The sequence below is a fragment of the Delftia sp. CH05 genome, from assembly GCF_009827015.1.
In the GTDB taxonomy this organism is placed as follows: Bacteria; Pseudomonadota; Gammaproteobacteria; order Burkholderiales; family Burkholderiaceae_C; genus Comamonas; species Comamonas tsuruhatensis.
Genome location: NZ_WUMG01000041.1, coordinates 1 through 22,388 on the forward strand (window position 1 = coordinate 1; position 22,388 = coordinate 22,388).

A 22,388-nucleotide genomic window follows, 5' to 3' on the forward strand; every position below is an offset into this window, starting at 1 on the left:
GGCGGGAGCGCCGGCCAGAAGGATTGGGTGATGTTTCCGTACGGGTGGCGGTACTGCCTATGTCCGATGGGCACTCGCTGTGAAGCGCCTTCGCGCAGGTGCCGGGCAACACCCACTGCAGGGACAGGGAATAGCCCCTGGCGGGACAATGCCGATCTCAAAAAACATAGCGCCATGCGTATGGCATGCATGGCGCTTCAGGGTTTCGTGTCGGGCTTTCTGGGGCTTGTGCTGTCGTGATGAATCGCCGCTTTTTGTTGATGGTCCTGGCCGCGGGCTGCAGCCTGGCTGCGACCGGATGTTCGGGAAAGTCCGGGCCTGGAAATGTCTCGATTTCGCGGCAAAGGCTGCAGGAGGTGGTGGCCCAGCGCTTTCCACGGCAATTCCCCGTGGCCGGCATGCTGCAGCTCAAGCTGCATTCGCCGGTGCTGGGATTGCTGCCCGAGCGCAACGCGCTCAATGCGGTGTTGCAGGCCGATCTGTCGGGACCCGTGCTCAAGCAAGCCTATGGCGGCCATCTGAACCTGGACTTCGCGCTGCGCTACGAGCCCACGGACCGCACGCTGCGCGCCCACCAGATCAAGGTCAACAGCCTGGTCATCAACGACCTGGCCCCCGCCATGAGCGACATGATCACCACCTACGCCAGCGCCCTGGCCGAGCAGGCGCTGGGCCAGCTCGTGCTCTACCAGCTGCAGGACAAGGACCTGGCCCTGATGGACTCTCTGAACATGGAGCCCGGCGCCATCACGGTGACGCCGGACGGCCTGAGCGTGGCCCTGGTCCAGAAGCCCGTCGCGCCGCGCTGAGAGCTGCGCCGGGCGGGCGGTGCTCGGTTCAGCCGTGCGCCTCCATCCGAGCGCCTCGGTAGCCGGTGCATGGCGGCGAGCGGGGAGACTGGCCATGCAATCTGCGTGGGTTGTCATGACCCGGCGGCAGGGCCGGGTCCGCCGTTATTTGGCGTGCCAAGCATGGCTGGGCGCCGAACGCTACGATGCAGCGGCCATCGATTTCTTGGCGAACCCGTCCAGCCTTCAAGGTGCCCCATGACTCCACAGAATCCGCTTTCCGCCTTTTCCGTCACGCGCAAGTGGCCGGCCATGCAGCCGGACCGCATCCAGCTGTATTCCCTGCCCACGCCCAACGGCGTCAAGGTGTCGATCGCTCTGGAGGAGATGGGCCTGCCGTATGAGGCGCACCGCGTGGGCTTCGAGAGCAATGACCAGCTCTCGCCCGAGTTCGTGGACACCTTTCCCAACAACAAGATCCCGGCCATCCTGGACCCGCAGGGTCCGGGCGGAAAGCCGCTGGCGCTGTTCGAGTCGGGCGCCATCCTGGTCTACCTGGCCGAGAAGTCCGGCAGCCCGCTGCTGCCCGCCGGCCCGGCCGCGCGCTATGAAACGCTGCAGTGGCTGATGTTCCAGATGGGTGGCGTCGGCCCCATGTTCGGCCAGCTGGGGTTCTTCCACAAATTCGCGGGCAAGGACTTCGAGGACAAGCGCCCGCGCGACCGCTACGTGAACGAGTCCGTGCGCCTGCTGGGTGTGCTGGAGCGCCGCCTCGCAGGCCGCGCCTGGGTGATGGGTGAGCAATTCACCATTGCCGACATCGCCCTGTGGCCCTGGGTGCGCAACATGGTGGTGGAGCAGGGCTACAACGCGGCCGAACTGCTGGGCTGGGAGCGCTTTCCCGAGCTGCAGCGCGTGCTGGCCGCCTTCGTGGCGCGCCCGGCCGTGCAAAAGGGCCTGGTGACGCCGCCGCGCAACTGACCCGGCGGGCGTTGCATTCCTGGGTCGCACTGTCCCAGCCATGGTGGCTTTCAAAACGGGCGCGGGGGCCGCATCTGTCCGAGAATGCAGCGCCCCCTTTTTTCTTGCGGGCGCAGCCTCACAGGAGCCACGATGACCGCAGCCACCACCCCCGTCCTCCAGAGCCAGCCGCTGGGCCCGCTGTGGCCCACCATGGACCCCTTCCTGTTCTGTGCCCACCATGACGATGCCTATCCGCCCAGCGATGGCCGACTGGGCGTGCAGGCCGTGGACCTGGAGGGCCGCCAGATGGGCAGCGACTTCAGCCGCAAGGACGGCTTTTCCATGTACCACGGCGATGGCGTGCCGGGCTTTCCCGGCCATCCGCACCGCGGCTTCGAGACCGTGACCCTGGTGCGCAAGGGCCTGATCGACCATTCCGATTCGCTGGGCGCGGCCGCGCGCTTTGGCGGCGGCGACGTGCAGTGGCTCACGGCCGGCAAGGGAATCCAGCATTCGGAGATGTTCCCGCTGCTCAACAGCGACGCGCCCAATCCGCTGGAGCTGTTCCAGATCTGGCTGAACCTGCCTGCGCGCTCCAAGATGGTGGAGCCGCATTTCACCATGTTCTGGAATGAGCGCATCCCGCGCCTGGAGCACGCAGACGCCGCAGGCCGCAGGACCGTGGTCACCGTGGTCGCAGGCAGCCTGCCCGGCACGGCGGCCGCCCTGCCGCCGCCGCCCGAATCCTGGGCCTCGCAACCCGAGGGCGACGTGGCCATCTGGACGCTGCGCCTGGAGCCCGGCGCACGCTGGACGCTGCCGCGCGCAGCCGGCGCGGACACGCAGCGCATGCTGTATTTCTTTGCGGGCCAGGCACTGCAGGTCGGGCCCACGGCGCTGGCCCAGCATGCGGCCCTGCATGTGGATGCCACGCAGGACTGGGAGCTGCACAACAGCGGCGCCGACGCCGTGGAATGCCTGGTGCTGCAAGGCCGCCCCATTGGCGAGAGCGTGGCGCAGTACGGCCCCTTCGTGATGAACACGCAGCAGGAAATCATGCAGGCCATGCAGGACTACCGGCGCACCCAGTTCGGCGGGTGGCCCTGGGCCGAGCAGGACCCGGTGCATGGCGCAGAGAACCGGCGCTTTGCGCGCTACCCGGGCGCTGCGGCCGAGGAACAGCCGCCGGCCGCCTGAGTCCGGTCAGGCCGCGTCAGGCCGTGTCTGAGGGTGGATGAAAGCTGGCCGGCGCGGGCGTGCGCCCCAGCTCCTTGAGGATCTTCAGCGTGATGGCCATGCCGGTGTTGCCTGCGGGCACGCCGGCATAGACGGCGGTCTGCAGCAGCACTTCGCGGATGGTGTCCAGGTCCAGCGGCGCGGCCTCGGCATCGGCCGGGTCGGCCAGCAGGCCGGTGCGGATGTGCAGCTCGAACTCTTCCCAGCGGCCCATGGAGGCCGTGATGGCCAGCACCATGATGCGGCGCGTGCGGCGCTCCAGGCCGGGGCGGCTCCAGATGCCGTCCCAGGCATAGGCCGTGATCATGCGCTGGAACTCCACATTCAGTTCGTTGGCGCGCGCCACGGATTGGTCCACCCATTCATCGCCCAGCACGCGGCGGCGGTTGGCAAGGCCGCGCTGCAGGGCGTCGGCGGAAGATTCGGTCATGGCGGGGGTTCCTGTGTCAAGCATGGGAATGGGCATAGGCGTTGGCGTGGGTCTGCGGCGCTGCCAGCAGCGTCAGGCACGCATCATGCGATGCCTGCACGGCGCGTACCGGGTCGCAGGCCCGGGCCAGCGCATCTTGCAGCGCCTGCAGGGCCGCTGCGTCCAGCCGGGGCGCGGCCCATTCGGCCAGCAGCAGGCGCAGCTCGCGCCCCTGCTCCAGCGCCTGCGGGGCCAGCAGCTCCACGGCGGCCAGGGCCTCGGGCTTGCCTGTCCAGGGCGCCATGGCGTGCACGCAGGCCTCTGAAAACACCAGTCCGTGCAGGCCCCGCACATGGCCCAGCATGCGCTGCGGATGCACCTGCAGCGACTGCGCGGCCTGGCGCAATGCGGCGGCGGCGCCATGCACATGGCGCCACAGGTCGGGCCAGTGCGCGACCTCGGCCTGCCACTCGCCCAGCGCGCGCTCATGGGCCTGGGCCATGCAGCCCAGCAGCAGGGCCGCGAGCGGGGGCACGGCCTGGGCCTGTGCCACCGCCTGCATCAGGTGCACGGGATTGCGCTTGTGCGGCATGGCGCTGGAGGTGCTGCCGCGCGGCGCCTCGCTGACCTCGCCCACCTCGTACTGCGCCATCAGCGACCAGTCCTTGGCCAGCTTGGCCAGGCTGCCGCCGCATACGGCGGCCTCCATGGCCAGGCGCATCCAGTCGTCGCGCTGGGTATGCCAGCTGCGGCCGCAGGCCGACAGGCCCAGGCGCCGGGCCAGTGCCTGCTCCACCTCGGCACGGTGGCTTCCCAGCACGGCGCCATTGCCCACGGCGCCGCCCAATTGCACGCACAGCGCAGCGGTGGCAAGCCTTTCAAACTGTTCGATGCTGCGCCCCACGGCGGCTGCCGACTGCGCGCACTTGAAGCCGAAGCTGGTGATCTGCGCGGGCTGCAGCAGGCTGCGCGCCAGCATGGGCGTGGCCGCGTGCGTGCGGGCCAGGGCCTGCAGCGCGGACTGCAGCCCGCCCAGCTCGGCCAGCAGCGCCTGCAGGGCCTGCTGCGTGAGCAGGGCCTGCGCCGTGTCCACGGCGTCCTGCGTGGTCGCGCCCCAGTGCAGCCAGGGCAGGCCTTCCGGGGCGTGGGCCTGCAGCCACTGCTGCAGCGGCCGCACCACGGCCAGGCCCAGCGCGCCGCTGGCGCGTGCCTGCTCCACCACGCCTTCGCACGTGAGCGGCGCCTGCGCGCAGGCGCGCGCAATGGCCTCGGCGGCCGGGCGCGGCACCAGGCCGCAGTCGGCCTGGGCCTGGGCCAGCGCGCTCTCGAAGCGCAGCAGCGCGTCCAGCCAGCGCGCGTCCGCAAACCAGTGGCCGCTGTCGGCCGGGCCCAGATAGTCCTTCACCAATGACATGCTGTCCTTGCCGGTCTCAGGCCGTGGCGCCCGAGGCCTTGATCACGGCGGCCCACTTGGCGCTCTCCACCTGGATGCGGGCCGCGTACTGCGCGCCATCGCCCAGCAGCGGCACGGCGCCCTCGATGCCCAGGCGCGACTGGAAGGATTCGGAAGACGCCACCTTGAGGACGTCGCGCCCCAGCGCGCGCACCGTCTCGGCGGGCGTGCCCCTGGGCGCGAGGATGCCGTAGGTCAGCGAGCTCTCGAAGTCGGCCAGCGCACGCACGCCGGACTCGGCCACCGTGGGCACGTCGGGCAGCTGGGGCTGGCGTTTGGCGCCGGTCACGGCCAGGGCGCGCAGCTTGCCGGCCTTCACCAGGGCCATGGCCGCGGGAATCACGCCAAAGCTGAAGTCCACATTGCCGCCCACCAGGTCGGTCAGCGATGGGGCCGTGCCCTTGTACGGCACATGGATGGCCTTGGCGCCCAGCGCGTGGGCGAACATCTCGCCCGTCAGGTGGCCGCCCGTGCCCGAGCCGCTGGAGGCGTAGTTCATCTCGCCGCTGCGCTTGCGCATCTGCTCGGCCAGGTCGGCCACGCTGCGCACGGGCGAGGAAGCCGGCACCACCAGCAGCAGGGCCGACGAGGCGAACATGGCCACCGGCTGCAGATCGGTGGCCGCATTGAACTTGAGGCCCGGGTACAGCGAGGGATTGATGGACACCGTGCCCGTATGGCCCAGCAGCCAGGTGCCGCCGTCGCCGGCCGCGCGCACCACGGCTTCCGTGCCCAGGTTGCCGCCCGCGCCGGCCTTGTTCTCCACGATCATCCCGTAGCCGAAGGACTCGTTGAGGCCATGCGCCATCTGCCGCGCGAACACATCGTTGCCGCCGCCCGGCGCAAACGGCACCACCAGGCGGCTGCCGCGCTTCTGGGCCCAGGCCGGCAGCGCACAGGCGGCCAGCGCGGCGGCGGCGGTGGACAGCCACATCCGGCGCGGCAAAGAGGTCTGAGAGGCTTGAGCGGTTTGAGAGGTGGGCCGGGAATCCATGCGTCTGTCTCCTGAAATAGTCGTTGTCACGCAGTGTGGTGCAGCGCAGCCTGGGAAAACAGCAGTTGCATCTGCGTTGTGATTCAAGAAAATGTGTGAAATGGACGTGAGATACATACACAATTTCTTGAGAGTGGTGGACACCGGCTCCATGTCCGAAGCTGCTCGCCAGCTGGATCTGAGCCCCTCGGCCATTGCCCAGCAAATGCGCGTGCTGGAGGGCGAGCTGGGTGCGCCGCTGCTGGTGCGCCATGGCCGCAGCGTGCGCGCCACCGAGGCGGGCGAGCGGCTGCTCGAGCGCGGCCGCCAGCTGCTGCAGGACTTCGAGGGCTTGCGCGAATGGGTGGCCTCGGACGCGGACGGCGGCGAGCTGCGGCTGGGCACCGTGAACACGGCGCTGCACGGCTTTGTGCCCGCCGTGATGCGGGCCTTCGTGGCGCGCCACGCCGAGGTGCGCATCAGCGTGCGCGCCGGCCTCACGCCCGAGCTGTACACGGCCCTGGTCCAGTCCGAGCTGGACGTGCTGATCTGCCTGCAACCCTCGTTCGACCTGCCCAAGACCGTGTGCTGGGCCGAGCTGCGCCAGGAGCCATTGGTCGTGCTGTGCCGCGCTCGCGACGCGCAGCAGGACCCGCTGGCCCTGCTGCGCACCCGGCCCCTGGTGCGCTACGACCGCTCCCTGGCCGGTGGCCGGCTGGCCGACCGCTATCTGCGCTCCCAGGGCATTGCGCCGCTGGAGCGCATGGAGCTGAACTCGGTGCTGGCGGTGGCCATGATGGTGGACCAGGGGCTGGGCGTGGGCCTGGTGCCCGACATCGGCCCCGTGCTCTCCCAGGGCCGCGACGTGCGGGTGCTGGCGCTGCCCGATCAGGCCGGCGGCGAGGGCCCCCGGCCTGCCGATGCGCGCAAGGTCGGCCTGCTGTGGCTGAACACCTCGGCCCGCGCGCGCTGGGCGCGCAGCCTGCTCGAATGCGCGCGCGAGTGCCTGGGCTGAGGCTGGGCAGCCGGTGAACCCCCGGTCCCGACGCTGGAATGCCCCAGGTCGCCGACAATGGCGGCTTTGCGCGGCGCGCCTTTTGCGCTGCGGTTTTCCAAGGCCTTTGCCATGAACATCACCAAAGACACCGCCGTCACCATCAACTACAAGATCACCGACAAGCTGGGCAAACTGCTCGACAAGGGCGACGTGGCCTATCTGCACGGCGGCTACGACAACATCTTCGCCAAGGTGGAAGCCGCCCTGGACGGCAAGGCCGTGGGCGACACGCTGACCGTGGATCTGGCCGTGGAAGACGCCTTCGGCGCGCGCGACGAGAGCCTGACGCGCACCATTCCCAAGGGCGAGTTCCCGCCCGGCGTGAAGGTCGGCGGCCAGCTGCGCGGCACGGATGACCAGGGCCAGCCCCAGATCTACCACGTGGTCAAGATCAAGGGCCCCGTGGTGCTGCTGGACGGCAACCATCCGCTGGCCGGCATGGCGCTGCACTTTGCCTGCAAGGTCACCGAAGTGCGCGCGGCCAAGCCCGAGGAAATCGAGCACCGCCACGTGCACGGCGGCCACGGCCACCACCATTGAGAGGCGGGGCCGGGATACACCCGGTCCGCACGGCCCCGCAAAGCCAAAGGCCGCCCGGCATGCCCGGCGGCCTTTGTGTTTTCCGACTAGACCGCCTCCAGCGCCAGCAGCGCCGTGGCGGTGTTGGAGATCGGTATGTGGTAGTTGCCGTGCACGCGCCGCACGCCGGGCGCGGCGCTTGACAGGGCGCCGCGCATGGCCAGCCACATCAGCAGTTCCACGCCCTGGGTGCCGGTCTTTTCCACCAGTTCATGCACGCTGAACTGCGTGGCCCATTCGGGATTGGTGGCCATGCTTTCAAGGAACTGCAGGTCGAAGGCCTTGTTGATGAAGCCCGCGCGCTCGCCATCGAGCTGGTGCGACAGGCCTCCTGAGGCAATGACGGCCACGCGCTGGTCGCTGTTCCAGCGCGCAATGGCCCGGCCCACGGCCTGGCCCAGCGCATGGCAGCGGCGCGCCGAGGGCAGCGGGAACTGCACGGTGTTGATGCACACCGGCACGACGGCCACCGGGCAGTCGCCCTCGGGCCAGAACAGCTTGAGCGGCAGCGTGCAGGCGTGGTCCACCAGCATCTCCTGGCAGCTGACCACGTCGAAATCCTCGCCCACCAGGGACTCGATCAGGTGCCATGACAGCTCCGTGTGGCCGCGCAGCGGTGCCAGCGTGGGAATGCCCCAGCCTTCGTCGGCGTTGCAGTAGCGCTCGGCCGCGCCCACGGCGAAGGTGGGCATCTTGTCGAGGAAGAAGTTCAGGCCGTGGTCGTTGTAGAACACCACCACCACGTTGGGGCGCTGGGCGACCAGCCATTCGCGGATGGGCGGAAAGCCGTCGAAGAAGGGCTTCCAGTACGGCTCGTTCTGCAGGCCCTTGTGGATGGCGTTGCCGATGGCGGGAATGTGCGAGGTGCCGAGGCCGCCGATGAGATGTGCCATGGTGGGTGTCTCCTGTGCTGTCTCTTGCGTGTGGGCTGCGGCGGGGCTCAGGCGTGCGAGCGCAGCAGGGCCTGGAATTCGGCCTTGGTCATGCCGGTCTGCTGGGCGCCTATGTCCTGCATGTCCAGGTGGAAGATGCCGGCCAGCTTGGCCAGGTAGTAAGCGTTGCCGCCGGCCGCGATCATCTGCAGCACGTTGCGCGCGCGCACGGCCTCGGCCTGCTCCTGGTTCAGCCCGTAGCTGCGCATATAGGCCTCTTCGTCGGCCAGGAAGGCCTGGCGGTTGGCCAGCTCGTTGAAGGAAAAGCACATGCTGTTGAGCGCATAGCCCTTGCGGGCCTGCCTGCCGTCGAACAGGGTGGTGCCGGGAATCTGCGGCTGATCGGCCATGTTTTGTCTCCGGTATTTGCGTTGGATCAGCGGCAGTGTCCGGCCCGCGTTGCCAAAGATAAAGCGGCGGCCAATCATGGAATGCATGAGACAAATCGATGGATCGCAGCTCGATGGCAGGCTGCTGCAACTGCTGCTGGCCGTGCTGGAGACCGGCAGCGTCACGGCGGCGGCGCAGCGCCTGGGCGTGACGCAATCGGCCGTCAGCCATCTGCTGGACAAGCTGCGCGCCATCACGGGCGACCGATTGTTCGTGCGGCAGGGGCGGGGCATTGCGCCCACGGCCCATGCACTGGCGCTGCAGGACCCTGCGCGCGAGCTGCTGCTGCAGATGCAGCAGTTCGGCCAGGGGCCCAGCTTTGACCCCGTGCACTGGCGTGCCGAGATCACCATTGCCGCCAACGACCTGCAGCGCGAGCTGCTGCTGCCCGCACTGGTCCGGCGCCTGCGCTCAGCCGCGCCCCGGACGGTGCTGCGCGTGATCGACAGCGGCGCGCCCGATGCCGAACTGCTGCGCTCGGACGCCTGCCTGCTGGCCATCAGCCCGCGCCCGCCCGATGCCACGGACATCGTGCAAAAGCGCCTGTTCAGCGATGAGTACGCCGTCTTCTATGACAGCGCCGTGCGACAGCCGCCGGCCAGCCTGGCCGACTATCTGCAGGCCGACCACGCCACCGTGGCCTATGCCGACCGACAGGCGCTGGACCTGGACCTGCAACTGCAGGCGCGCGGGCTGGAGCGCCGCTTTGCCGTGCGCGTGCCGGGCTTTGCGGCGCTGGCCGCCTTCGTGCGCGGCACGCCGCTGCTTGCGACGGCGCCGTCGCTGCTGGGCTGCACGGCCCTGTCATCGCTGGCCAGCGTTGCGGTGCCCGTGGACTGCCCGCCGCTGCCCATGTTCATGATCTGGCACGCGCGCCACCAGGCCGATCCCGCCCATGCGTGGCTGCGTGGGCAGTTGCAGCAGGTGGTGGCGCAGGCGCTTGGCGGCGCCGGGCCGTCAATGCCTGCGAAGCAAGGCGCGGCGCAGCAGGCGCGCGGCGCGGTTGCGGATCTGGAAGGGGCTGTGGCTCACGGCCGGGCTCACGCGGGCGCGTGAGCAGGCGGCCAGGAAGTCGCGCAGCAGCACGCTGTCATCCAGCGTGCTGGTGTCCGGGTTGCGGAACTGGAATTCGGGGTGCCACTGCGTGGCCGCGATGTAGCTCTTGAGCGTGCCGGGCTTGCGGAAGATGGCCTCGGGGATGCGGTCGGGCAGGCTCCAGGCCTCCACATCGAACTCAGGCGCCACGTCCTTGATGCCCTGGTGGTGGATGCTGTTGACGCGTGCGCGGTCCAGCGTGGGATACAGCGCCTCCAGCCGGCTGCCGGGCACGATGGCGATGTCGTGGTAGTGGCGGTCGTACTCCGTGGGATTGCGGTGCAGCTGCGAGCCGGGCACCTGGGTCTCGATGTCCTGGTAGAGCGTTCCGCCGAAGGCCACGTTGATCAGCTGCAGACCGCGGCAGACGCCGAAGATGGGCTTGCCGGCCTGGGAAAACGCCTCAACCACGGCCAGGTCGTAGAGGTCGCGCACGCGGTCGCCCAGCCATTCGGGGCGCATGGGTTCCTCGCCATAGCTGCCGGGCCAGACGTCGGCGCCGCCATGCATGACCACCCCATCCAGCCACTCGGCATAGTGCTCCAGCGTCACGTCGCCACGTGCGGTCTCGCCTGTGGGGCAGGGCACCATCACCACCATGGCGCCGGCCGACATGATCCAGTGCGCTATCGATTGCTCCACGTACTGCAGCGTCTTGCCCGTGAAAAGCGGACGCTGCGGGTCCGCATGGGAGAAACAGGCCGAAAGGCCGATCTTGAGGCGGCGTGAGGCAAGTGGGCTCATGGGGTGGTGGGCAAGGGGAAAGTCCTGATGGTCACGTTGTAAGCCCAATCGTGCCTGCGACCTGTAGGAAGGGGTTGAACGCCCGCGACCGGCGCAGGGCCATCACCGCAAATAGGTGTAGGTGAATGCAAGAGTTGTCTTGAGGCATCTCAAGCTTCTTCAGCGCGCTGAACCCGGCGTCGCCCCTCTGGGTGTAGCCTGTAGGCAGGGTGGGGACTGCGGATGCTGCAGTGCGAAAAACCTGACGACGCAGGGTGCGACTTGCTGTGCAGGCAGCCCGCATGGCGTTACGATGGTTTCGCCAGTTCATCAATGGCCCCGACAACCCCGCCGCGCCGGTGGTGCGGCTTTTGGCGACTAGGAGGATATGCATGCAAGTTCAGGTTCATGCCGACGATTCGATCCAGGGTGGCGAGTCCTTGGCGCAATGGGCGCAGGAAGAAATCAACGCCAAGCTGGCGAGATTGAAGGACTATGTGGTGCGCGTGGAGGTGTTCCTCACGGGTGTCGATGCGCTCAAGACCTCGGGGGCTCCCGGCAAGCGCTGCGTTCTGGAGACCCGGGCCAATGGACGCCCGCCGATCGCCGTGAACGCCGAGGCCGAGAAGGTCAAGGACGCCTTCAATGCCGCCATCGATAAGCTGAAGCGGGCGGTGGAAACCGATCTGGGCAAGCTCAAGGACAAGCATGGCCGCGAGAGCGTGCGCGGCGTGGAAGATGGCACCGAGGTGGATGCGGCCAGCCCGGCCTGACCCTCGAAACTCCCGCAACATCAACGGCAAGGCGCCCCTTTCGGGGCGCCTTTTTGCTGGGGCGGCGATCGCCGCGAAGACTGCGGTACGGCGCGTTTCAGCGCGAGGCGCGCAGCACCACGCCGTCCAGCGAAGGCGCATGCAGCGGCGCCAGGGGCGAAGCCAGCGGCGGTCCGAAGCGGCGCGCCGCAGTGGCGGGCTGCCGGGTCTCGGCCTCCCACTGCGCGCGGGCCTCGGCGATTTCCTCTCCCGTGCGCGCCACGAAGTTCCACCACAGCAAGATGGCTTCATCCATGGGCTCGCCGCCAATGACCAGCAGGCGGCTGCCGGGCGCCGCTTCGATGGCGACCGAGGGCGTGCCCAGGGGCAGGTAGAGCAATTCCTCTACCGGCAGCGGCTGGCCATTCACGCGCACGTCGCCTTCCAGGCTGAGCACGGCATGCTCGAAATCGGCGCGCAGCGGCAACGTGGCGACGGCATTGGCGCTGCGTGCGCTGTCCGCATGCAGGTCCACGCTCATCAGGGGCGTGTGCACCTCGGCGGGCGACGTCAGGCCCAGCGCCTCGCCGGCCAGCACCGTGGCCGTGAAGTCTCCCACCGTGGTCCTGGGCAGCTCGGGGTAGTGCTGGAAGCGGGGCGGACCGTTGCGGTGCGATTCGGGCAGCGCAATCCACAGCTGGGCGGCGTGGATGTGCGAGGGCGTCTGGCTTTCCTCGGAATGGGCGATGCCGTGGCCTGCCGTCATCAGATTGACCTGTCCGGGCCGGATGATCTGGGTGTTGCCCAGGCTGTCGCGGTGCAGCACTTCGCCGCGGATCATCCAGGTGAAGGTCTGCAGGCCGATATGGGGATGCGGGCCGACCTGCATGCCGGGCGGCGCGGGATCGGCGGGGCCGGCGTGGTCGAGAAAGCACCAGGCACCGACCTTGCGCAGGGCGCGCTGCGGAATGGCGCGCTGGATGGGAATGCCGCCCACGTCGGCGGTGCGGGTGGGAAGGTGCTGGGGCTGGGAGTTGGGTGGGGACGTGTCGGACATGGGCGGATCGGCCTGGTTCGTGGGGGAGGCCACCAGTGTCGTGCAGCTCGGCGCAGCAGGCAAACCAGGATCGCAGATATTGGGCCTGTTCGCTGACAGCGCATTCTCAGGAACATTGTTTACATTCGAGGAACGGCCCGGCGCCCGTCCTTTTGGCGGGCGCCGGCCTCACTCTTACAGGAGAAAACGCCATGAATACATCCGTACAGACGCACGCCGAAGCCGCTGAAGAGGCGGTCCAGAGCGCCGTGGAAGTCCAGCGATTCCCCGAGAAATTTGAAGCCACGGTCACCGGCAATGTGCAGCACCGGGTAGGCGATGGCCAACTGGAAGACATTCCGCGTGGCACCCGTGTGCAGGTGGCCACGGCCATCGGAAGCTATGTGCTGTCCTGGACCCAGGAGGATCAGCCGATCACCGTGTCGCTGGCCAAGCGGGAGTTCGAACTCTATGTCGATACGGGGGAGATCGAGGTCAGCGAAGCCTGACGCCGGCCATGTCCCCGTCCACTCCGAAGGCCCTGCGGCATACCTGCCGCAGGGCCTTTTGCATGGTGGCCAGTCCTTCGCTCAGGCGGGCAGCTGCAGCGCGCGGTCTGGATGCGCACTTCGCCGGCCAGCAGCTTGTGCACGGGGCAGGCCTCGGCCACCTGCAGCAGGCGCTGGCGCTGTTCGTCGTCCAGGTCGCCTTGCAGGGTGATCTGGCGTTCGATCAGATTGCCGCTGGCCGGCGTGCCTTCGGGGTTCAGGCGCAATTGCACATCCACCTGCTCCAGCTTCCACTGCTTGCGCGCCGCATACATCTGCAGCGTGACCGTGGTGCAGGCGCCCAGGGCCGAGAGCAGCAGCTGCAGGGGGTTGGGCGCCGTGTCGCCGCCGCCCTTGTCCGCGGGCTCTTCCACATGCCAGCTGTGGCCTTGGGGGTCGCCAAGCGTGACGCGATAGGGGGTGTCCGTGCTGGTGGCATGGGCGCTGTGGATCATGGAAGGTCCTTTGTCCTGGGGGTGTCGCAAGAGGGGTGGGGGAGCCAACGGACGACTCTACGCCTGCTTGGCGTCCGCTGCCTGGGGCCGATGCTTCATGCGCAGCGGAATTTTGAGGTAGTGCACGCCGTTGGCCTCGGCCTCGGGCCAATGGCCTGCGTGCATGTTGACCTGGATGGCTGGCAGCAGCAGGGCGGGCGCCGACAGCGTGGCGTCGCGCCGGTTGCGCATGGCCACGAAGCTGGCCTCGTCCACGCCCGCGTGCACATGCACGTTGCCGGCACGTTGGTCGGCCACGGTAGTTTCCCAGGCGTGGCGGTCGCGGCCCGGCGCCTTGTAGTCATGGCACATGAACAGGCGTGTTGCGGGCGGCAGGGCCAGCAGGCGCTGGATGGAGCGGAACAGCGTGCGCGCATCGCCGCCCGGAAAGTCGGCGCGCGCCGTGCCGTAGTCGGGCATGAACAGCGTATCGCCCACGAAGACCGCATCCTCGATGCGGTAGGACACGCAGGCGGGCGTATGGCCGGGCGTGTGCAGCACCTCGATGTGCAGCCCGCCCAGGGGCAGGCTGTCGCCGTCTGCCAGCAGTCGGTCGAAAGGCGGCTCCCCGGCGGGCGCGGGCAGGTTGAAGACGGGGCGGAAGATGCGCTGCACCTCGCGGATGTGCTCGCCCACGGCGATCGGGGCGCCTGTGCGCTCGCGCAGGTACGGGGCCGCGCTGAGGTGGTCGGCATGCGCATGGGTTTCCAGGATCCAGCGCAGGCGCAGGCCCTGGGCCTGCGCGGCGGCCAGCACGGCATCGGCCGAGCCGGTGTGGGCCTGGCCGCTGGCATGGTCGTAGTCGAGCACGGGGTCGATGGCGGCGGCCTCGCCCGTGTTCGCATCCCAGACCAGGTAGGTCACGGTATGGGTGGCTTCGTCGAAGAATGGCGCGATGCGCAGCGGCGAGGTCATGAAAGCACTCCTTTGTCGATGGCTCCAGTGCAGCCTGCCGGCAAGTATATTAGAATTTGCTAAATTAGATTTTTCTTAATCATGAACCAACCCATCCTCTCCTCCGAACAGGCTTTCCTGCAGCAGGGTGCGGCGCGCGCCGCCGCCCTGCTGCGCGCCGTGGGCAACGAGAGGCGCCTGCTGGTGCTGTGCCTGCTGATCGAGCATGGCGAGCTGTCGGTGGGCGGGCTGCTGGAGCGCATCCCGCTGAGCCAGTCGGCCCTGTCCCAGCATCTGGCGCGCATGCGCGAGGAGGGCCTGGTCGCCTACCGCCGCGAGTCGCAGACCCTGTACTACCGCATCGCCGATCCCGATGCGCAAAAGCTGGTGGCGGCACTCAAGAGCATCTTCTGTCCCTGAAAACACCCACCCCAGGAGTCGTCCCATGTCCCTTCCCCTCATCTCGGCCCAGGCCGCCCGCCAGTTGCAGGCGCAAGGCGCCTGGCTCATCGACATCCGCGCGCCCGACGAACATGCGCGCGAACGCATGGCAGGCGCCCGCAGCATGCCCATGGAGCGCCTGGGCGCCCAGGCCTGGGGCGATGCGCCGGCCGCCGTGGTCTTTCACTGCCGTTCCGGCAACCGCACGCGGCTCAACGCCCAGGCCCTGGCGGCTGCCTTGCCGCCCGGCTGTGCCGGCCATGTGCTCGACGGCGGCCTGGACGCCTGGAAGGCCGAAGGCCTGCCCGTGCTGCACGACAGCCGCCAGCCGCTGGAGCTGCAGCGCCAGGTGCAACTGGGTGCGGGCGGGCTGGCTCTGCTGGGCGCCGTGCTCGGTGCCACGGTTTCACCGTGGTGGCACCTGCTTTCGGCCTTCGTGGGCTGCGGTCTGATCGTGGCTGGTGCCACCGGCTTTTGCGGACTGGCGCGCATGCTGATGAAGGCGCCCTGGAATCGGCGCGCCCTGGGGCAGTGACGGTGTCTGCGCTGAAGTCCACCTGACGCCGGCCGGCTGCCCCCCCTCCTTCCCCTGTTCCGGGGACTGTGGAGAACCCCGGACGGCAGTACGATAGCTGCATGACATCTGTTTATGCCCAACGCCGCGCACGCTTGGCCGCCCAGTTGGGCGCCGGCGGCATCGCCATCATTCCCACCGCTCCCGAGCGCCAGCGCAACCGGGACACCGGCTATCTGTACCGCCACGACAGCTATTTCTATTACCTGACCGGCTTTGCCGAGCCCAATGCCTGCCTGGTACTGGCCGCCGATGGCACCAGCGTGCTGTTTTGCCAGCCCAAGGACCTGGAGCGCGAAATCTGGGACGGCATCCGCCTGGGCCCCGAGGCTGCCGTGGCCACGCTGGGCGTGAGCCAGGCGTTCTCCAGCGCCGAGATCGATACGCGCCTGCCGCGCCTGCTGGAGAACCGGGGCCGCCTCTGGTATCCGTTCGCCACGCATGAAGGGCTGGCCGTGCGCGTGGAAGGCTGGCTGGGCCAGGTGCGCGCACGGGTGCGCTTTGGCGCGCTGTGCCCGTCCGAGCAGGGCGACCTGTGCACGCTGCTGGACGAGATGCGCCTGGTCAAGGACGCCCACGAGCAGGACATCATGCGCCGCGCCGCCGCCATCAGCGCCCAGGCCCATATCCGCGCCATGCAGCGCTCGGCGCGCATGCTGCGCGCGGGCCAGGAAGTGCGTGAATACCACCTGGATGCCGAGCTGCTGCATGAATTCCGCCAGCAGGGCTCGCAGTACGTGGCCTACGGCTCCATCGTGGCCGCCGGCGCCAATGCCTGCGTGCTGCACTACCAGGCCGACAAGGCCCCCGTGCGCGCGGGCGAACTGGTGCTGATCGACGCCGGCTGCGAGCTCGACGGCTACGCCAGCGACATCACGCGCACCTTCCCCGCCGATGGCCGCTTCACCGGCCCGCAGCGCGCTCTCTACGAACTGGTGCTGGAAAGCCAGAAGGCTGCCGTGGCGGCCACGCGGGCCGGCGCGCGCTTCAACGATCCGCACGACGCCACCGTGGCCGTGCTGGCGCAGGGCATGCTGGATCTGGGCCTGCTGGACAAAAAGGTCTATGGCAATGCCCAGGACGTGATCGAGCAGCGCGCCTTCTTCCAGTTCTACATGCACCGCACCGGCCACTGGCTGGGCATGGACGTGCATGACTGCGGCAGCTATGTGGAGCCTTCGGAGCTGGGCCAGTCGCACGAGCGCAAGGACCCGCTGTCGGGCGAGACCATCACCAACCGCCCCAGCCGCATCCTGCGTCCGGGAATGTGCACCACCATCGAGCCGGGCATCTACGTGCGCCCTGCGGCCGGCGTGCCCGAGCAGTTCCACAACATCGGCATCCGCATCGAGGACGATGCCATCGTCACCGAGACCGGCTGCGAGCTGATCACGCGCGGCGTGCCCGTGGAGCCCGACGAGATAGAAGCCTTGATGCGTGACTGACAACGCCAGCCTGCCCACCACCGGCCCCGTGTCCACTCTCATGCCCGCCCCATCGGCCTATGCCGCACCCGCACTGCCCCGGCTGAGCTGGCGCATCTTCACGGTGCTCTGGCTGCTGGGGCTGCCCGGCGTGGCGGCCATGGCCTGGTTCGTGCTGCCCGACTGGATGCGCATGCTGGGCCTGCCCGTGGAGCCGCTGGTCACGCCGCTCACCGGCATTGGCGTGATGGCCGCGCTGCTGGCCCTGCCCGTGGGCGTGGGCGTGTGGCTGGGGCCGCGGCTGGGCCTGTCCGCACCGCTGCTGACCACCTGGGTGGCCGGGCGTTCGCCCCAGCGCGCCGTGCGCTACCTCACGCTGCCGGGGCTGGCCGGGGGCGTGGTCGGCGCGGCCTGGCTGGTGACCCTGGCCCTGGCCTGGCCCGACGACCTGACCCTGATCGACCCCGTCTACGCCATGCCGCTGGGCGCCAAGATGCTGTACGCGGGCATCACGGCCGAGTTGGTGATGCGGCTGGGCGGCATGACGCTGGTGATGTGGCTGCTGTGGCGGCTGAGCGGGCGCACAGACCGCCGCCCGGGATGGACGCTGGGCTGGTGGTCCGTCATGCTGTCGGCCCTGCTGTGGGGCATGCTGCAGCTGGCCCTGGCCTGGAGCACCTGGGGCGGCCTGTCGGACGCGCTGGTGCTGCAGTTGCTGCTGTTCGAGGTCGTCCACGGCGCCGTGGGCGGCTTCCTGTTCTGGCGCTATGGCCTGGAGGCGGCCATGGTGGCCCATGCCATCACCTACCTGCTCTCGCACGGGCTGGTGTGAGGCCTGGCGTCTGCGCAATGACACCGCCAGGATGAAGCGTCACAGAAGCCTCAGCGAGCCGAACAGGCCCTCGGTTTCGTCCTCGGGGCCGGCGGCGAAGTAGAGCGCGTCGCTGTCGCCCAGGGCCACGCCGTTGCCGAACTGCAGGGCCCACAGGCCGGGGATGGCCACGGGGCGGTGCTGCGCGTCGCGCAGATCGTCCACATAGCGGCCCGTGGACAGGTCGAAGGCACAGATGCGGCCTGCTCCCCCGAAGTTGCCGACCAGCAGGTGCCCCGCCAGTGCGCCGAAGCCGTCAGGAGCGATGGCCACGCCCCAGGGCGCATTCAGGCGTCCATCGTCCTCATACATGCGCAGCAGGCGGCCGTCGAGGTCGAACTCGGCCAGCCTGCCGCGCGCAGGCTGGTTGCCGCTGGCCGCTTCTGCGGCTGCGTCCAGAGCATCCTCCTCGCCGGCATGGAACGCCAGGGGATCGTCCGGGTCGGGCTGGCTGATCGCATAGAGCACGAACACGCGGTCGCGGCGGCCGTCGTTGACGACCTGGATGTTGAAGGGCACCGGATCACCGGGCCGGGCCTCGCCTGCCGCGCCTGATGCGAACGGGTTGGCGAAGCCCTGGGTGGGCACCAGTTGCCACTGCGCGTCCAGCGTGCGGATCTGGGGCCGGGCGCCGAAGTCGGCCATCCACACGCGGTCCCATCGGCCCGTGTGGATGGCGGCCCCGAAGAAAGCCATGCCCTGGTCGGCGCCATTGAACATTTCCACTGCAGGGCCGTCCACCCGGACGATGGCGCCCGTCTGCGCATCGCGCTCCGTCCAGGCGCTGACGCTGCCGCTGTCGGTCACGAAGACGAAGCGGGCCGAGCCCTCGAGCAGTCGTCCGGCGGCAGGCTGCTGCCGGACCCGCAGCAGCTGCGAGTCCAGGGGCGCACCGTTGTAGACCACGCCGGTGACTTTGCCGGCACTGTCATCGCCGGTCAGGGCATCGGAGCGCGGAACGGCCACTTCGCGCAGGCCGTCCTGGTGCAGGGCGCGTATCCCGTGATCGGCCGAGCGAGCCACGTCACCGATGAACTGCCAGGACGTGCCCCCGCCGCCAATCCAGAAATGGCCTCCCGCGCCGGCCGGGCGGATGGCGATGCCCCAGCCGTTGACGAAGCCGGGCTGCGTGAAGCGCGCGCCGTAGCGCGCATGGCTGGCGAGCAGGGGAGTCTGGACATAGCGGTTGGCGGCAACATCGCCACCTGCGCCGCAGGCGGTCAGCGCCGGGGAGGCCAGGGTGGTCAGAACAAAGCGTCTGCGGTCAAGCATGGTGGATTTCCTGGTGGCATGGCAAAGCTGTGGATGGGCTGGCTGAGCATGCGAAACCAAGGGGAACCGTATGTTCTGGCTGCGGCCTGCGGGCCGGGTGGACCACAGGAATATGAAGGCGATGCTAGGAAGCAGGGGCGGGCCGCGTCAATGTGGACCAGTCTGATTCTGTGGTGTCCTGCGGCGCGGTGAGCATTGCGAACGCGGCGGGCAAAACTGCTTTCACAGGAGGCCGGCATGGCACAGCGCCTTTGCCGGGAATGCTGCCGTGCAGCATCAAAAGCAATAGCGGCAAAGGCAGTGCACCGCAGTGTTCGGCGATGGCAACGGCATCCGGCCGCCCCCTTGCGCAGGCTCAGGACGCGGGGTCTTCAGGCCCGCACCGCATGCCGGAATGTTGCCTTCATGTAACCGCATTCGTGTGAGAATTGAAACCCGATTACAAACCCTGAGCGAGAGACATTCCATGCAAGTGAGCCGTGCCACCAAGATCGTCGCCACCCTGGGCCCCGCTTCCAGCGACCCGCAACTGCTGGAACAGATGGTGCGCGAAGGCGTCAACGTGGTGCGCCTGAATTTCAGCCACGGCAAGGCGCAGGACCACATCGACCGCGCCACCATGGTGCGCGAGGCGGCCCAGCGCGCAGGCCGCGAGGTGGCCATCATGGCCGACCTGCAGGGCCCCAAGATCCGCGTCGGCAAGTTCGCCGAAGGCAAGGTCATGCTGGAGCCCGGCGCGCGCTTCGTGCTCGACGCGTCGCGCACCGAGCCCGGCGACATCAACGGTGTGGGCCTGGACTACAAGGAACTGCCGCGCGACGTGAAGCCCGGCGACGTGCTGCTGCTCAACGACGGCCTGATCGTGCTCACCGTGGACCATGTGCGTGGCGACGAGGTGCACACCACCGTCAAGCTCGGCGGCGAACTGTCCAACAACAAGGGCATCAACAAGCAGGGCGGCGGCCTGACGGCCCCGGCGCTGACGGCCAAGGACATGGAGGACATCAAGACCGCCATGAGCTTCCAGGCCGACTACGTGGCCGTGAGCTTTCCCAAGAACGCCACCGACATGGAAATGGCGCGCCAGCTGTGCAACGTGGCTGCGGCCCAGTACGGCCACAAGCCCGGCCTGATCGCCAAGATCGAGCGCGCCGAGGCCATTCCGCGCCTGGAAGAGATCCTGCATGTCTCCGACGGCATCATGGTGGCGCGCGGCGACCTGGCCGTGGAAGTGGGCAACGCGGCCGTGCCCGCGCTGCAAAAAAAGATGATCCGCATGGCGCGCGACATGGACAAGTTCGTGATCACCGCCACGCAGATGATGGAGAGCATGATCACCAACCCCGTGCCCACGCGCGCCGAGGTCAGCGACGTGGCCAACGCCGTGCTGGACGGCACGGACGCCGTCATGCTCAGCGCCGAGACCGCCGCCGGCAGGTACCCGCTGGAGACCGTGCAGGAAATGGCCAAGATCTGCGCCGCCGCGGAAGCGGCCGAAGACCCGGACAGCGATGCCGAGTTCACCGGCCGCCAGTTCTCGCGCATCGACCAGTCGATCGCCATCGGCGCGCTGTTCACGGCCCACCACCTGGGCGCCAAGGCCATCGTCGCCATGACGGACAGCGGCTCCACCGCGCTGTGGATGAGCCGCCACCGCATCCACATCCCCATCTACGCGCTCACGCCCAAGATCTCCACGCAGCGCAAGATGGCCATGTACCGCAACGTGCGCCCCCTGCTCATGGACACCAGCGCCGACCGCGACACCGCGCTGGACCAGGCCGAAGGCCATCTGCGCGCGCGCAACATCGTGCAAAGCGGCGATGTCTACGCCATCACCTGCGGCGAGCCCATGGGCCAGCCCGGCGGCACGAACATGCTGAAGATATGTCGTGTGAACTAACCCCCTGAGGCGCTTCGCGCCTTCCCCCTCTCGCTACGCGGGGGGGACGACACCCTCGCGGCGGGGCGGCCCTTGCTCGGTGTCCCTCGTTCTGGGGAGCGCCAGTTTTATGTGCCGTGCGCTATGCCTTCGCCATGGTCTATCGGGGCCTGCCTGAGTGGGTTCGTGCGTTGTAGGGCAGCAGGTTGGGCATGACGGCAAGGCGGCGCCACAGCGCGGCATGCCAGACCAGGGTGGCGCTGCAGATGCCCACGATGGCGCCGCCGACCACATCGGACGGGAAGTGCACGCCCAGGTGCACGCGGCTCCAGGCCATGCCCAGGGCCAGCGACCAGGCGGACACCATGACCCAGCGGCGGTGGAGCGTGCAGCCCAGGGTCAGCGCCTGGGCCAGGGCAAAGGCGCCCGTGGCGTGCATGCTCGGAAAGCTGGACCGCAGCGCGTGTTCCACCCATTGCACGCCCATGCCCAGCTGGGCAGGACGCGGCGCCGGGAAGCCCCAGCGGATCAGCCGTGCCACGGCCCAGGCGGCCAGCATGGACAGCAGGGCCAGCACCAGCGTGCGGCGCAGGGCGGGCGAGCCGCGCAGCAGCCCGGCCATCACGGGAAGGGCGCACAGCGAGGGAAGCCAGGAGGAGATGGCGCGCGCCGCCTCGATCGAGATGGCGGGCGTTTGCGCGTTGGCGTTCAGCAGCGTGAACAGGGCGGGGTCCAGGGGCAGCATGGCAACGCTTGATCAGGGAGTGGAAGGCGGAAGGCTGGCGGCGGGCCACAGGGAGTCAGGCGCGCTGTCCCGGGTGCGCAGCGCACGCGTGACCGCCAGGTCGAAAAGCCAGCCCGCCGTCCAGCACAGCCAGCCGGTCCACAGCGTGTGGCTCATGAAATGGGCGCCGCGCATCTGCTGGGCCAGGCCCATCGACAGGCCTGCGGCCAGCGAGACGGCCAGCCAGATCCAGGCTGCGCGGGGTGCATGGCGGCGCAGCGCGAAATAGCCGGCCAGAAAGGCGAAGCCTGCCGAGGCATGGCCTGCGGGAAAGCAGCGGCCCGGCCCGCCGTCGGCCAGGCCCAGCGACCAGTGCGAGACATGGCGCGCCACGCCGCCGAACTCGGCCAGGTCCCAGGGGCAGCTGGTCGCGCTGGTGTACTTGAGCAGCGAGATCAGGGCCAGCGACAGCAAGATGCCCGCCACCAGCTGCACGCGCCGCCCGTGAGGCAGCAGGCGCAGCGGGCCGATGGGCCGCCAGACGCACAGCGTCAGGCCCAGCACCACCAGCCAGGCCAGGCGGCGTGCGCTTTCGTGGGCGATGTTCACGAAGAACCAGTCCGAACGCAGCGCAAAGCCATCGGCGTCGCCAAACCAGCGGGCCATGGCCAGGTCCAGGGCGCCGGCATCCCAGGCCAGGACCACGGCCAGGGCCGCCAGGGTCCACAGCAGGGTGCTTTTGAAGGAGGGGCCCTGCGCGGGGGTGGCGGAGAAATCTCGGGGGTCGGGTGTCGGCATGGCCGGCAGCATGAGAAGCGCGGCTTAAACCCGTCTTAACGCATGCCCCGGCGTGCGGCCATCGTCTGGCGCCGCAGCCG

At 68.9% G+C, this 22,388-nt stretch carries 24 protein-coding genes and 1 pseudogene; 13 read left to right on the forward strand and 12 right to left on the reverse strand.

The genetic code is table 11. The annotated features are described in order from the left end of the window. Positions 1–359 precede the first annotated feature (359 nt). The 3 genes from GRX31_RS23625 to GRX31_RS23635 all read left to right on the forward strand — a co-directional run bounded on the left by GRX31_RS23625 (position 360) and on the right by GRX31_RS23635 (position 2,948). On the forward strand, positions 360–809 hold the full coding sequence (locus GRX31_RS23625) for a DUF1439 domain-containing protein (RefSeq protein ID WP_223275342.1): 450 nt from the start codon (positions 360–362) through the stop codon (positions 807–809). 237 nt (positions 810–1,046) lie between these two features. Next, entirely contained in the window at positions 1,047–1,769 is a 723-nt protein-coding gene (locus GRX31_RS23630) for a glutathione S-transferase C-terminal domain-containing protein (RefSeq protein ID WP_160855177.1), read from the forward strand. Positions 1,770–1,901: 132 nt separating this feature from the next. Then, on the forward strand, positions 1,902–2,948 hold the full coding sequence (locus GRX31_RS23635; RefSeq protein WP_012202840.1) for a pirin family protein: 1,047 nt from the start codon (positions 1,902–1,904) through the stop codon (positions 2,946–2,948). A 16-nt stretch (positions 2,949–2,964) separates the two neighbouring features. On the opposite strand, the gene GRX31_RS23640 is transcribed toward GRX31_RS23635, so the two are convergent. From GRX31_RS23640 to GRX31_RS23650, 3 genes are read right to left on the reverse strand one after another with little or no spacing between them, the layout of a single operon-like run. After that, positions 2,965–3,417, reverse strand: coding sequence for a carboxymuconolactone decarboxylase family protein (locus GRX31_RS23640; protein WP_016449858.1), 453 nt, complete (start codon positions 3,415–3,417; stop codon positions 2,965–2,967). Positions 3,418–3,433: 16 nt separating this feature from the next. Then, the gene (locus tag GRX31_RS23645; protein WP_160855179.1) at positions 3,434–4,810 is read right to left on the reverse strand and encodes a lyase family protein; all 1,377 of its coding nucleotides are present in this window, start codon (positions 4,808–4,810) and stop codon (positions 3,434–3,436) included. 16 nt (positions 4,811–4,826) lie between these two features. Beyond that, positions 4,827–5,843 carry a Bug family tripartite tricarboxylate transporter substrate binding protein gene (locus tag GRX31_RS23650; protein ID WP_160855181.1) on the reverse strand — a complete coding sequence of 339 codons (1,017 nt, stop codon included), beginning with the start codon at positions 5,841–5,843 and terminating at the stop codon, positions 4,827–4,829. Positions 5,844–5,943: 100 nt separating this feature from the next. On the opposite strand from GRX31_RS23650, the gene GRX31_RS23655 reads away from it, so the two are divergent. Continuing rightward, a complete protein-coding gene (locus GRX31_RS23655; protein WP_160855183.1) occupies positions 5,944–6,837 on the forward strand; it encodes a LysR family transcriptional regulator in 894 nt (297 codons plus the stop codon). A 111-nt stretch (positions 6,838–6,948) separates the two neighbouring features. Next, the gene (locus tag GRX31_RS23660) at positions 6,949–7,419 is read left to right on the forward strand and encodes an FKBP-type peptidyl-prolyl cis-trans isomerase (protein WP_034399899.1); all 471 of its coding nucleotides are present in this window, start codon (positions 6,949–6,951) and stop codon (positions 7,417–7,419) included. Between the two features lie 86 nt (positions 7,420–7,505). Here the strand turns inward: GRX31_RS23660 and GRX31_RS23665 are convergent, their stop codons facing one another. Next, positions 7,506–8,351, reverse strand: coding sequence for a class III extradiol dioxygenase family protein (locus GRX31_RS23665; protein ID WP_160855185.1), 846 nt, complete (start codon positions 8,349–8,351; stop codon positions 7,506–7,508). Positions 8,352–8,398: 47 nt separating this feature from the next. Next, positions 8,399–8,740 (reverse strand): protocatechuate 4,5-dioxygenase subunit alpha, encoded by a 342-nt coding sequence (locus tag GRX31_RS23670; protein WP_016449852.1) that lies wholly within the window; start codon positions 8,738–8,740, stop codon positions 8,399–8,401. Between the two features lie 76 nt (positions 8,741–8,816). Between GRX31_RS23670 and GRX31_RS23675 the strand changes: the two genes are divergently transcribed. After that, the gene (locus GRX31_RS23675; RefSeq protein ID WP_160855187.1) at positions 8,817–9,836 is read left to right on the forward strand and encodes a LysR family transcriptional regulator; all 1,020 of its coding nucleotides are present in this window, start codon (positions 8,817–8,819) and stop codon (positions 9,834–9,836) included. Here GRX31_RS23675 and GRX31_RS23680 read toward each other — a convergent pair. Continuing rightward, a complete protein-coding gene (locus tag GRX31_RS23680; RefSeq protein WP_012202849.1) occupies positions 9,738–10,619 on the reverse strand; it encodes a gamma-glutamyl-gamma-aminobutyrate hydrolase family protein in 882 nt (293 codons plus the stop codon). The two genes, GRX31_RS23675 and GRX31_RS23680, sit on opposite strands and share 99 nt — an antisense overlap. A gap of 371 nt (positions 10,620–10,990) precedes the next feature. Between GRX31_RS23680 and GRX31_RS23685 the strand changes: the two genes are divergently transcribed. Then, complete coding sequence (locus tag GRX31_RS23685) at positions 10,991–11,371, forward strand: HPF/RaiA family ribosome-associated protein (RefSeq protein ID WP_016449850.1); 381 nt, start codon at positions 10,991–10,993, stop codon at positions 11,369–11,371. A 97-nt stretch (positions 11,372–11,468) separates the two neighbouring features. Here GRX31_RS23685 and GRX31_RS23690 read toward each other — a convergent pair whose 3' ends face one another. Next, positions 11,469–12,407: a pirin family protein gene (locus tag GRX31_RS23690; protein WP_016452068.1), complete on the reverse strand. Its 939-nt coding sequence runs from the start codon at positions 12,405–12,407 to the stop codon at positions 11,469–11,471. Between the two features lie 191 nt (positions 12,408–12,598). Between GRX31_RS23690 and GRX31_RS23695 the strand changes: the two genes are divergently transcribed. Then, complete coding sequence (locus GRX31_RS23695) at positions 12,599–12,895, forward strand: hypothetical protein (protein ID WP_016449848.1); 297 nt, start codon at positions 12,599–12,601, stop codon at positions 12,893–12,895. A gap of 81 nt (positions 12,896–12,976) precedes the next feature. Here the strand turns inward: GRX31_RS23695 and GRX31_RS23700 are convergent. Together GRX31_RS23700 and GRX31_RS23705 are read right to left on the reverse strand one after the other, a co-directional pair. Next, a pseudogene (locus GRX31_RS23700) lies at positions 12,977–13,389 on the reverse strand (OsmC family protein). A gap of 57 nt (positions 13,390–13,446) precedes the next feature. Continuing rightward, positions 13,447–14,343: an MBL fold metallo-hydrolase gene (locus GRX31_RS23705; protein WP_160855191.1), complete on the reverse strand. Its 897-nt coding sequence runs from the start codon at positions 14,341–14,343 to the stop codon at positions 13,447–13,449. Positions 14,344–14,424: 81 nt separating this feature from the next. On the opposite strand from GRX31_RS23705, the gene GRX31_RS23710 reads away from it, so the two are divergent. The 4 genes from GRX31_RS23710 to GRX31_RS23725 all read left to right on the forward strand — a co-directional run bounded on the left by GRX31_RS23710 (position 14,425) and on the right by GRX31_RS23725 (position 17,593). Next, positions 14,425–14,742, forward strand: coding sequence for an ArsR/SmtB family transcription factor (locus GRX31_RS23710; protein WP_017404646.1), 318 nt, complete (start codon positions 14,425–14,427; stop codon positions 14,740–14,742). 25 nt (positions 14,743–14,767) lie between these two features. After that, on the forward strand, positions 14,768–15,298 hold the full coding sequence (locus tag GRX31_RS23715; protein WP_017404647.1) for a rhodanese family protein: 531 nt from the start codon (positions 14,768–14,770) through the stop codon (positions 15,296–15,298). A gap of 101 nt (positions 15,299–15,399) precedes the next feature. Further along, positions 15,400–16,782: an aminopeptidase P N-terminal domain-containing protein gene (locus GRX31_RS23720; RefSeq protein ID WP_016452064.1), complete on the forward strand. Its 1,383-nt coding sequence runs from the start codon at positions 15,400–15,402 to the stop codon at positions 16,780–16,782. Continuing rightward, positions 16,775–17,593, forward strand: coding sequence for a hypothetical protein (locus tag GRX31_RS23725; RefSeq protein WP_016449842.1), 819 nt, complete (start codon positions 16,775–16,777; stop codon positions 17,591–17,593). Before GRX31_RS23720 ends, GRX31_RS23725 begins: the two co-directional genes overlap by 8 nt. A gap of 39 nt (positions 17,594–17,632) precedes the next feature. On the opposite strand, the gene GRX31_RS23730 is transcribed toward GRX31_RS23725, so the two are convergent. Beyond that, the gene (locus GRX31_RS23730) at positions 17,633–18,904 is read right to left on the reverse strand and encodes a TIGR03118 family protein (RefSeq protein ID WP_160855193.1); all 1,272 of its coding nucleotides are present in this window, start codon (positions 18,902–18,904) and stop codon (positions 17,633–17,635) included. 466 nt (positions 18,905–19,370) lie between these two features. On the opposite strand from GRX31_RS23730, the gene pyk reads away from it, so the two are divergent. Continuing rightward, a complete protein-coding gene (gene pyk / locus GRX31_RS23735) occupies positions 19,371–20,807 on the forward strand; it encodes a pyruvate kinase (protein ID WP_016449840.1) in 1,437 nt (478 codons plus the stop codon). Positions 20,808–20,946: 139 nt separating this feature from the next. Here pyk and GRX31_RS23740 read toward each other — a convergent pair whose 3' ends face one another. Further along, entirely contained in the window at positions 20,947–21,531 is a 585-nt protein-coding gene (locus GRX31_RS23740; RefSeq protein WP_160855195.1) for a phosphatase PAP2 family protein, read from the reverse strand. Between the two features lie 12 nt (positions 21,532–21,543). Further along, a complete protein-coding gene (locus GRX31_RS23745) occupies positions 21,544–22,320 on the reverse strand; it encodes a phosphatase PAP2 family protein (RefSeq protein ID WP_160855197.1) in 777 nt (258 codons plus the stop codon). Positions 22,321–22,388: the final 68 nt, after the last annotated feature.

Coding starts and splice junctions, on each gene's coding strand:
- GRX31_RS23685 (WP_016449850.1), top strand. CDS start 10,991: ATGCAAGTTCAGGTTCATGCCGACGATTCGATCCAGGGTGGCGAGTCC.
- GRX31_RS23705 (WP_160855191.1), bottom strand. CDS start 14,343: ATGACCTCGCCGCTGCGCATCGCGCCATTCTTCGACGAAGCCACCCAT.
- GRX31_RS23710 (WP_017404646.1), top strand. CDS start 14,425: ATGAACCAACCCATCCTCTCCTCCGAACAGGCTTTCCTGCAGCAGGGT.
- GRX31_RS23690 (WP_016452068.1), bottom strand. CDS start 12,407: ATGTCCGACACGTCCCCACCCAACTCCCAGCCCCAGCACCTTCCCACC.
- GRX31_RS23665 (WP_160855185.1), bottom strand. CDS start 8,351: ATGGCACATCTCATCGGCGGCCTCGGCACCTCGCACATTCCCGCCATC.
- GRX31_RS23640 (WP_016449858.1), bottom strand. CDS start 3,417: ATGACCGAATCTTCCGCCGACGCCCTGCAGCGCGGCCTTGCCAACCGC.
- GRX31_RS23675 (WP_160855187.1), top strand. CDS start 8,817: ATGGAATGCATGAGACAAATCGATGGATCGCAGCTCGATGGCAGGCTG.
- GRX31_RS23655 (WP_160855183.1), top strand. CDS start 5,944: ATGGACGTGAGATACATACACAATTTCTTGAGAGTGGTGGACACCGGC.
- GRX31_RS23730 (WP_160855193.1), bottom strand. CDS start 18,904: ATGCTTGACCGCAGACGCTTTGTTCTGACCACCCTGGCCTCCCCGGCG.
- GRX31_RS23660 (WP_034399899.1), top strand. CDS start 6,949: ATGAACATCACCAAAGACACCGCCGTCACCATCAACTACAAGATCACC.
- GRX31_RS23670 (WP_016449852.1), bottom strand. CDS start 8,740: ATGGCCGATCAGCCGCAGATTCCCGGCACCACCCTGTTCGACGGCAGG.
- pyk (WP_016449840.1), top strand. CDS start 19,371: ATGCAAGTGAGCCGTGCCACCAAGATCGTCGCCACCCTGGGCCCCGCT.
- GRX31_RS23695 (WP_016449848.1), top strand. CDS start 12,599: ATGAATACATCCGTACAGACGCACGCCGAAGCCGCTGAAGAGGCGGTC.
- GRX31_RS23635 (WP_012202840.1), top strand. CDS start 1,902: ATGACCGCAGCCACCACCCCCGTCCTCCAGAGCCAGCCGCTGGGCCCG.
- GRX31_RS23650 (WP_160855181.1), bottom strand. CDS start 5,843: ATGGATTCCCGGCCCACCTCTCAAACCGCTCAAGCCTCTCAGACCTCT.
- GRX31_RS23630 (WP_160855177.1), top strand. CDS start 1,047: ATGACTCCACAGAATCCGCTTTCCGCCTTTTCCGTCACGCGCAAGTGG.
- GRX31_RS23715 (WP_017404647.1), top strand. CDS start 14,768: ATGTCCCTTCCCCTCATCTCGGCCCAGGCCGCCCGCCAGTTGCAGGCG.
- GRX31_RS23720 (WP_016452064.1), top strand. CDS start 15,400: ATGACATCTGTTTATGCCCAACGCCGCGCACGCTTGGCCGCCCAGTTG.
- GRX31_RS23740 (WP_160855195.1), bottom strand. CDS start 21,531: ATGCTGCCCCTGGACCCCGCCCTGTTCACGCTGCTGAACGCCAACGCG.
- GRX31_RS23745 (WP_160855197.1), bottom strand. CDS start 22,320: ATGCTGCCGGCCATGCCGACACCCGACCCCCGAGATTTCTCCGCCACC.
- GRX31_RS23680 (WP_012202849.1), bottom strand. CDS start 10,619: ATGAGCCCACTTGCCTCACGCCGCCTCAAGATCGGCCTTTCGGCCTGT.
- GRX31_RS23645 (WP_160855179.1), bottom strand. CDS start 4,810: ATGTCATTGGTGAAGGACTATCTGGGCCCGGCCGACAGCGGCCACTGG.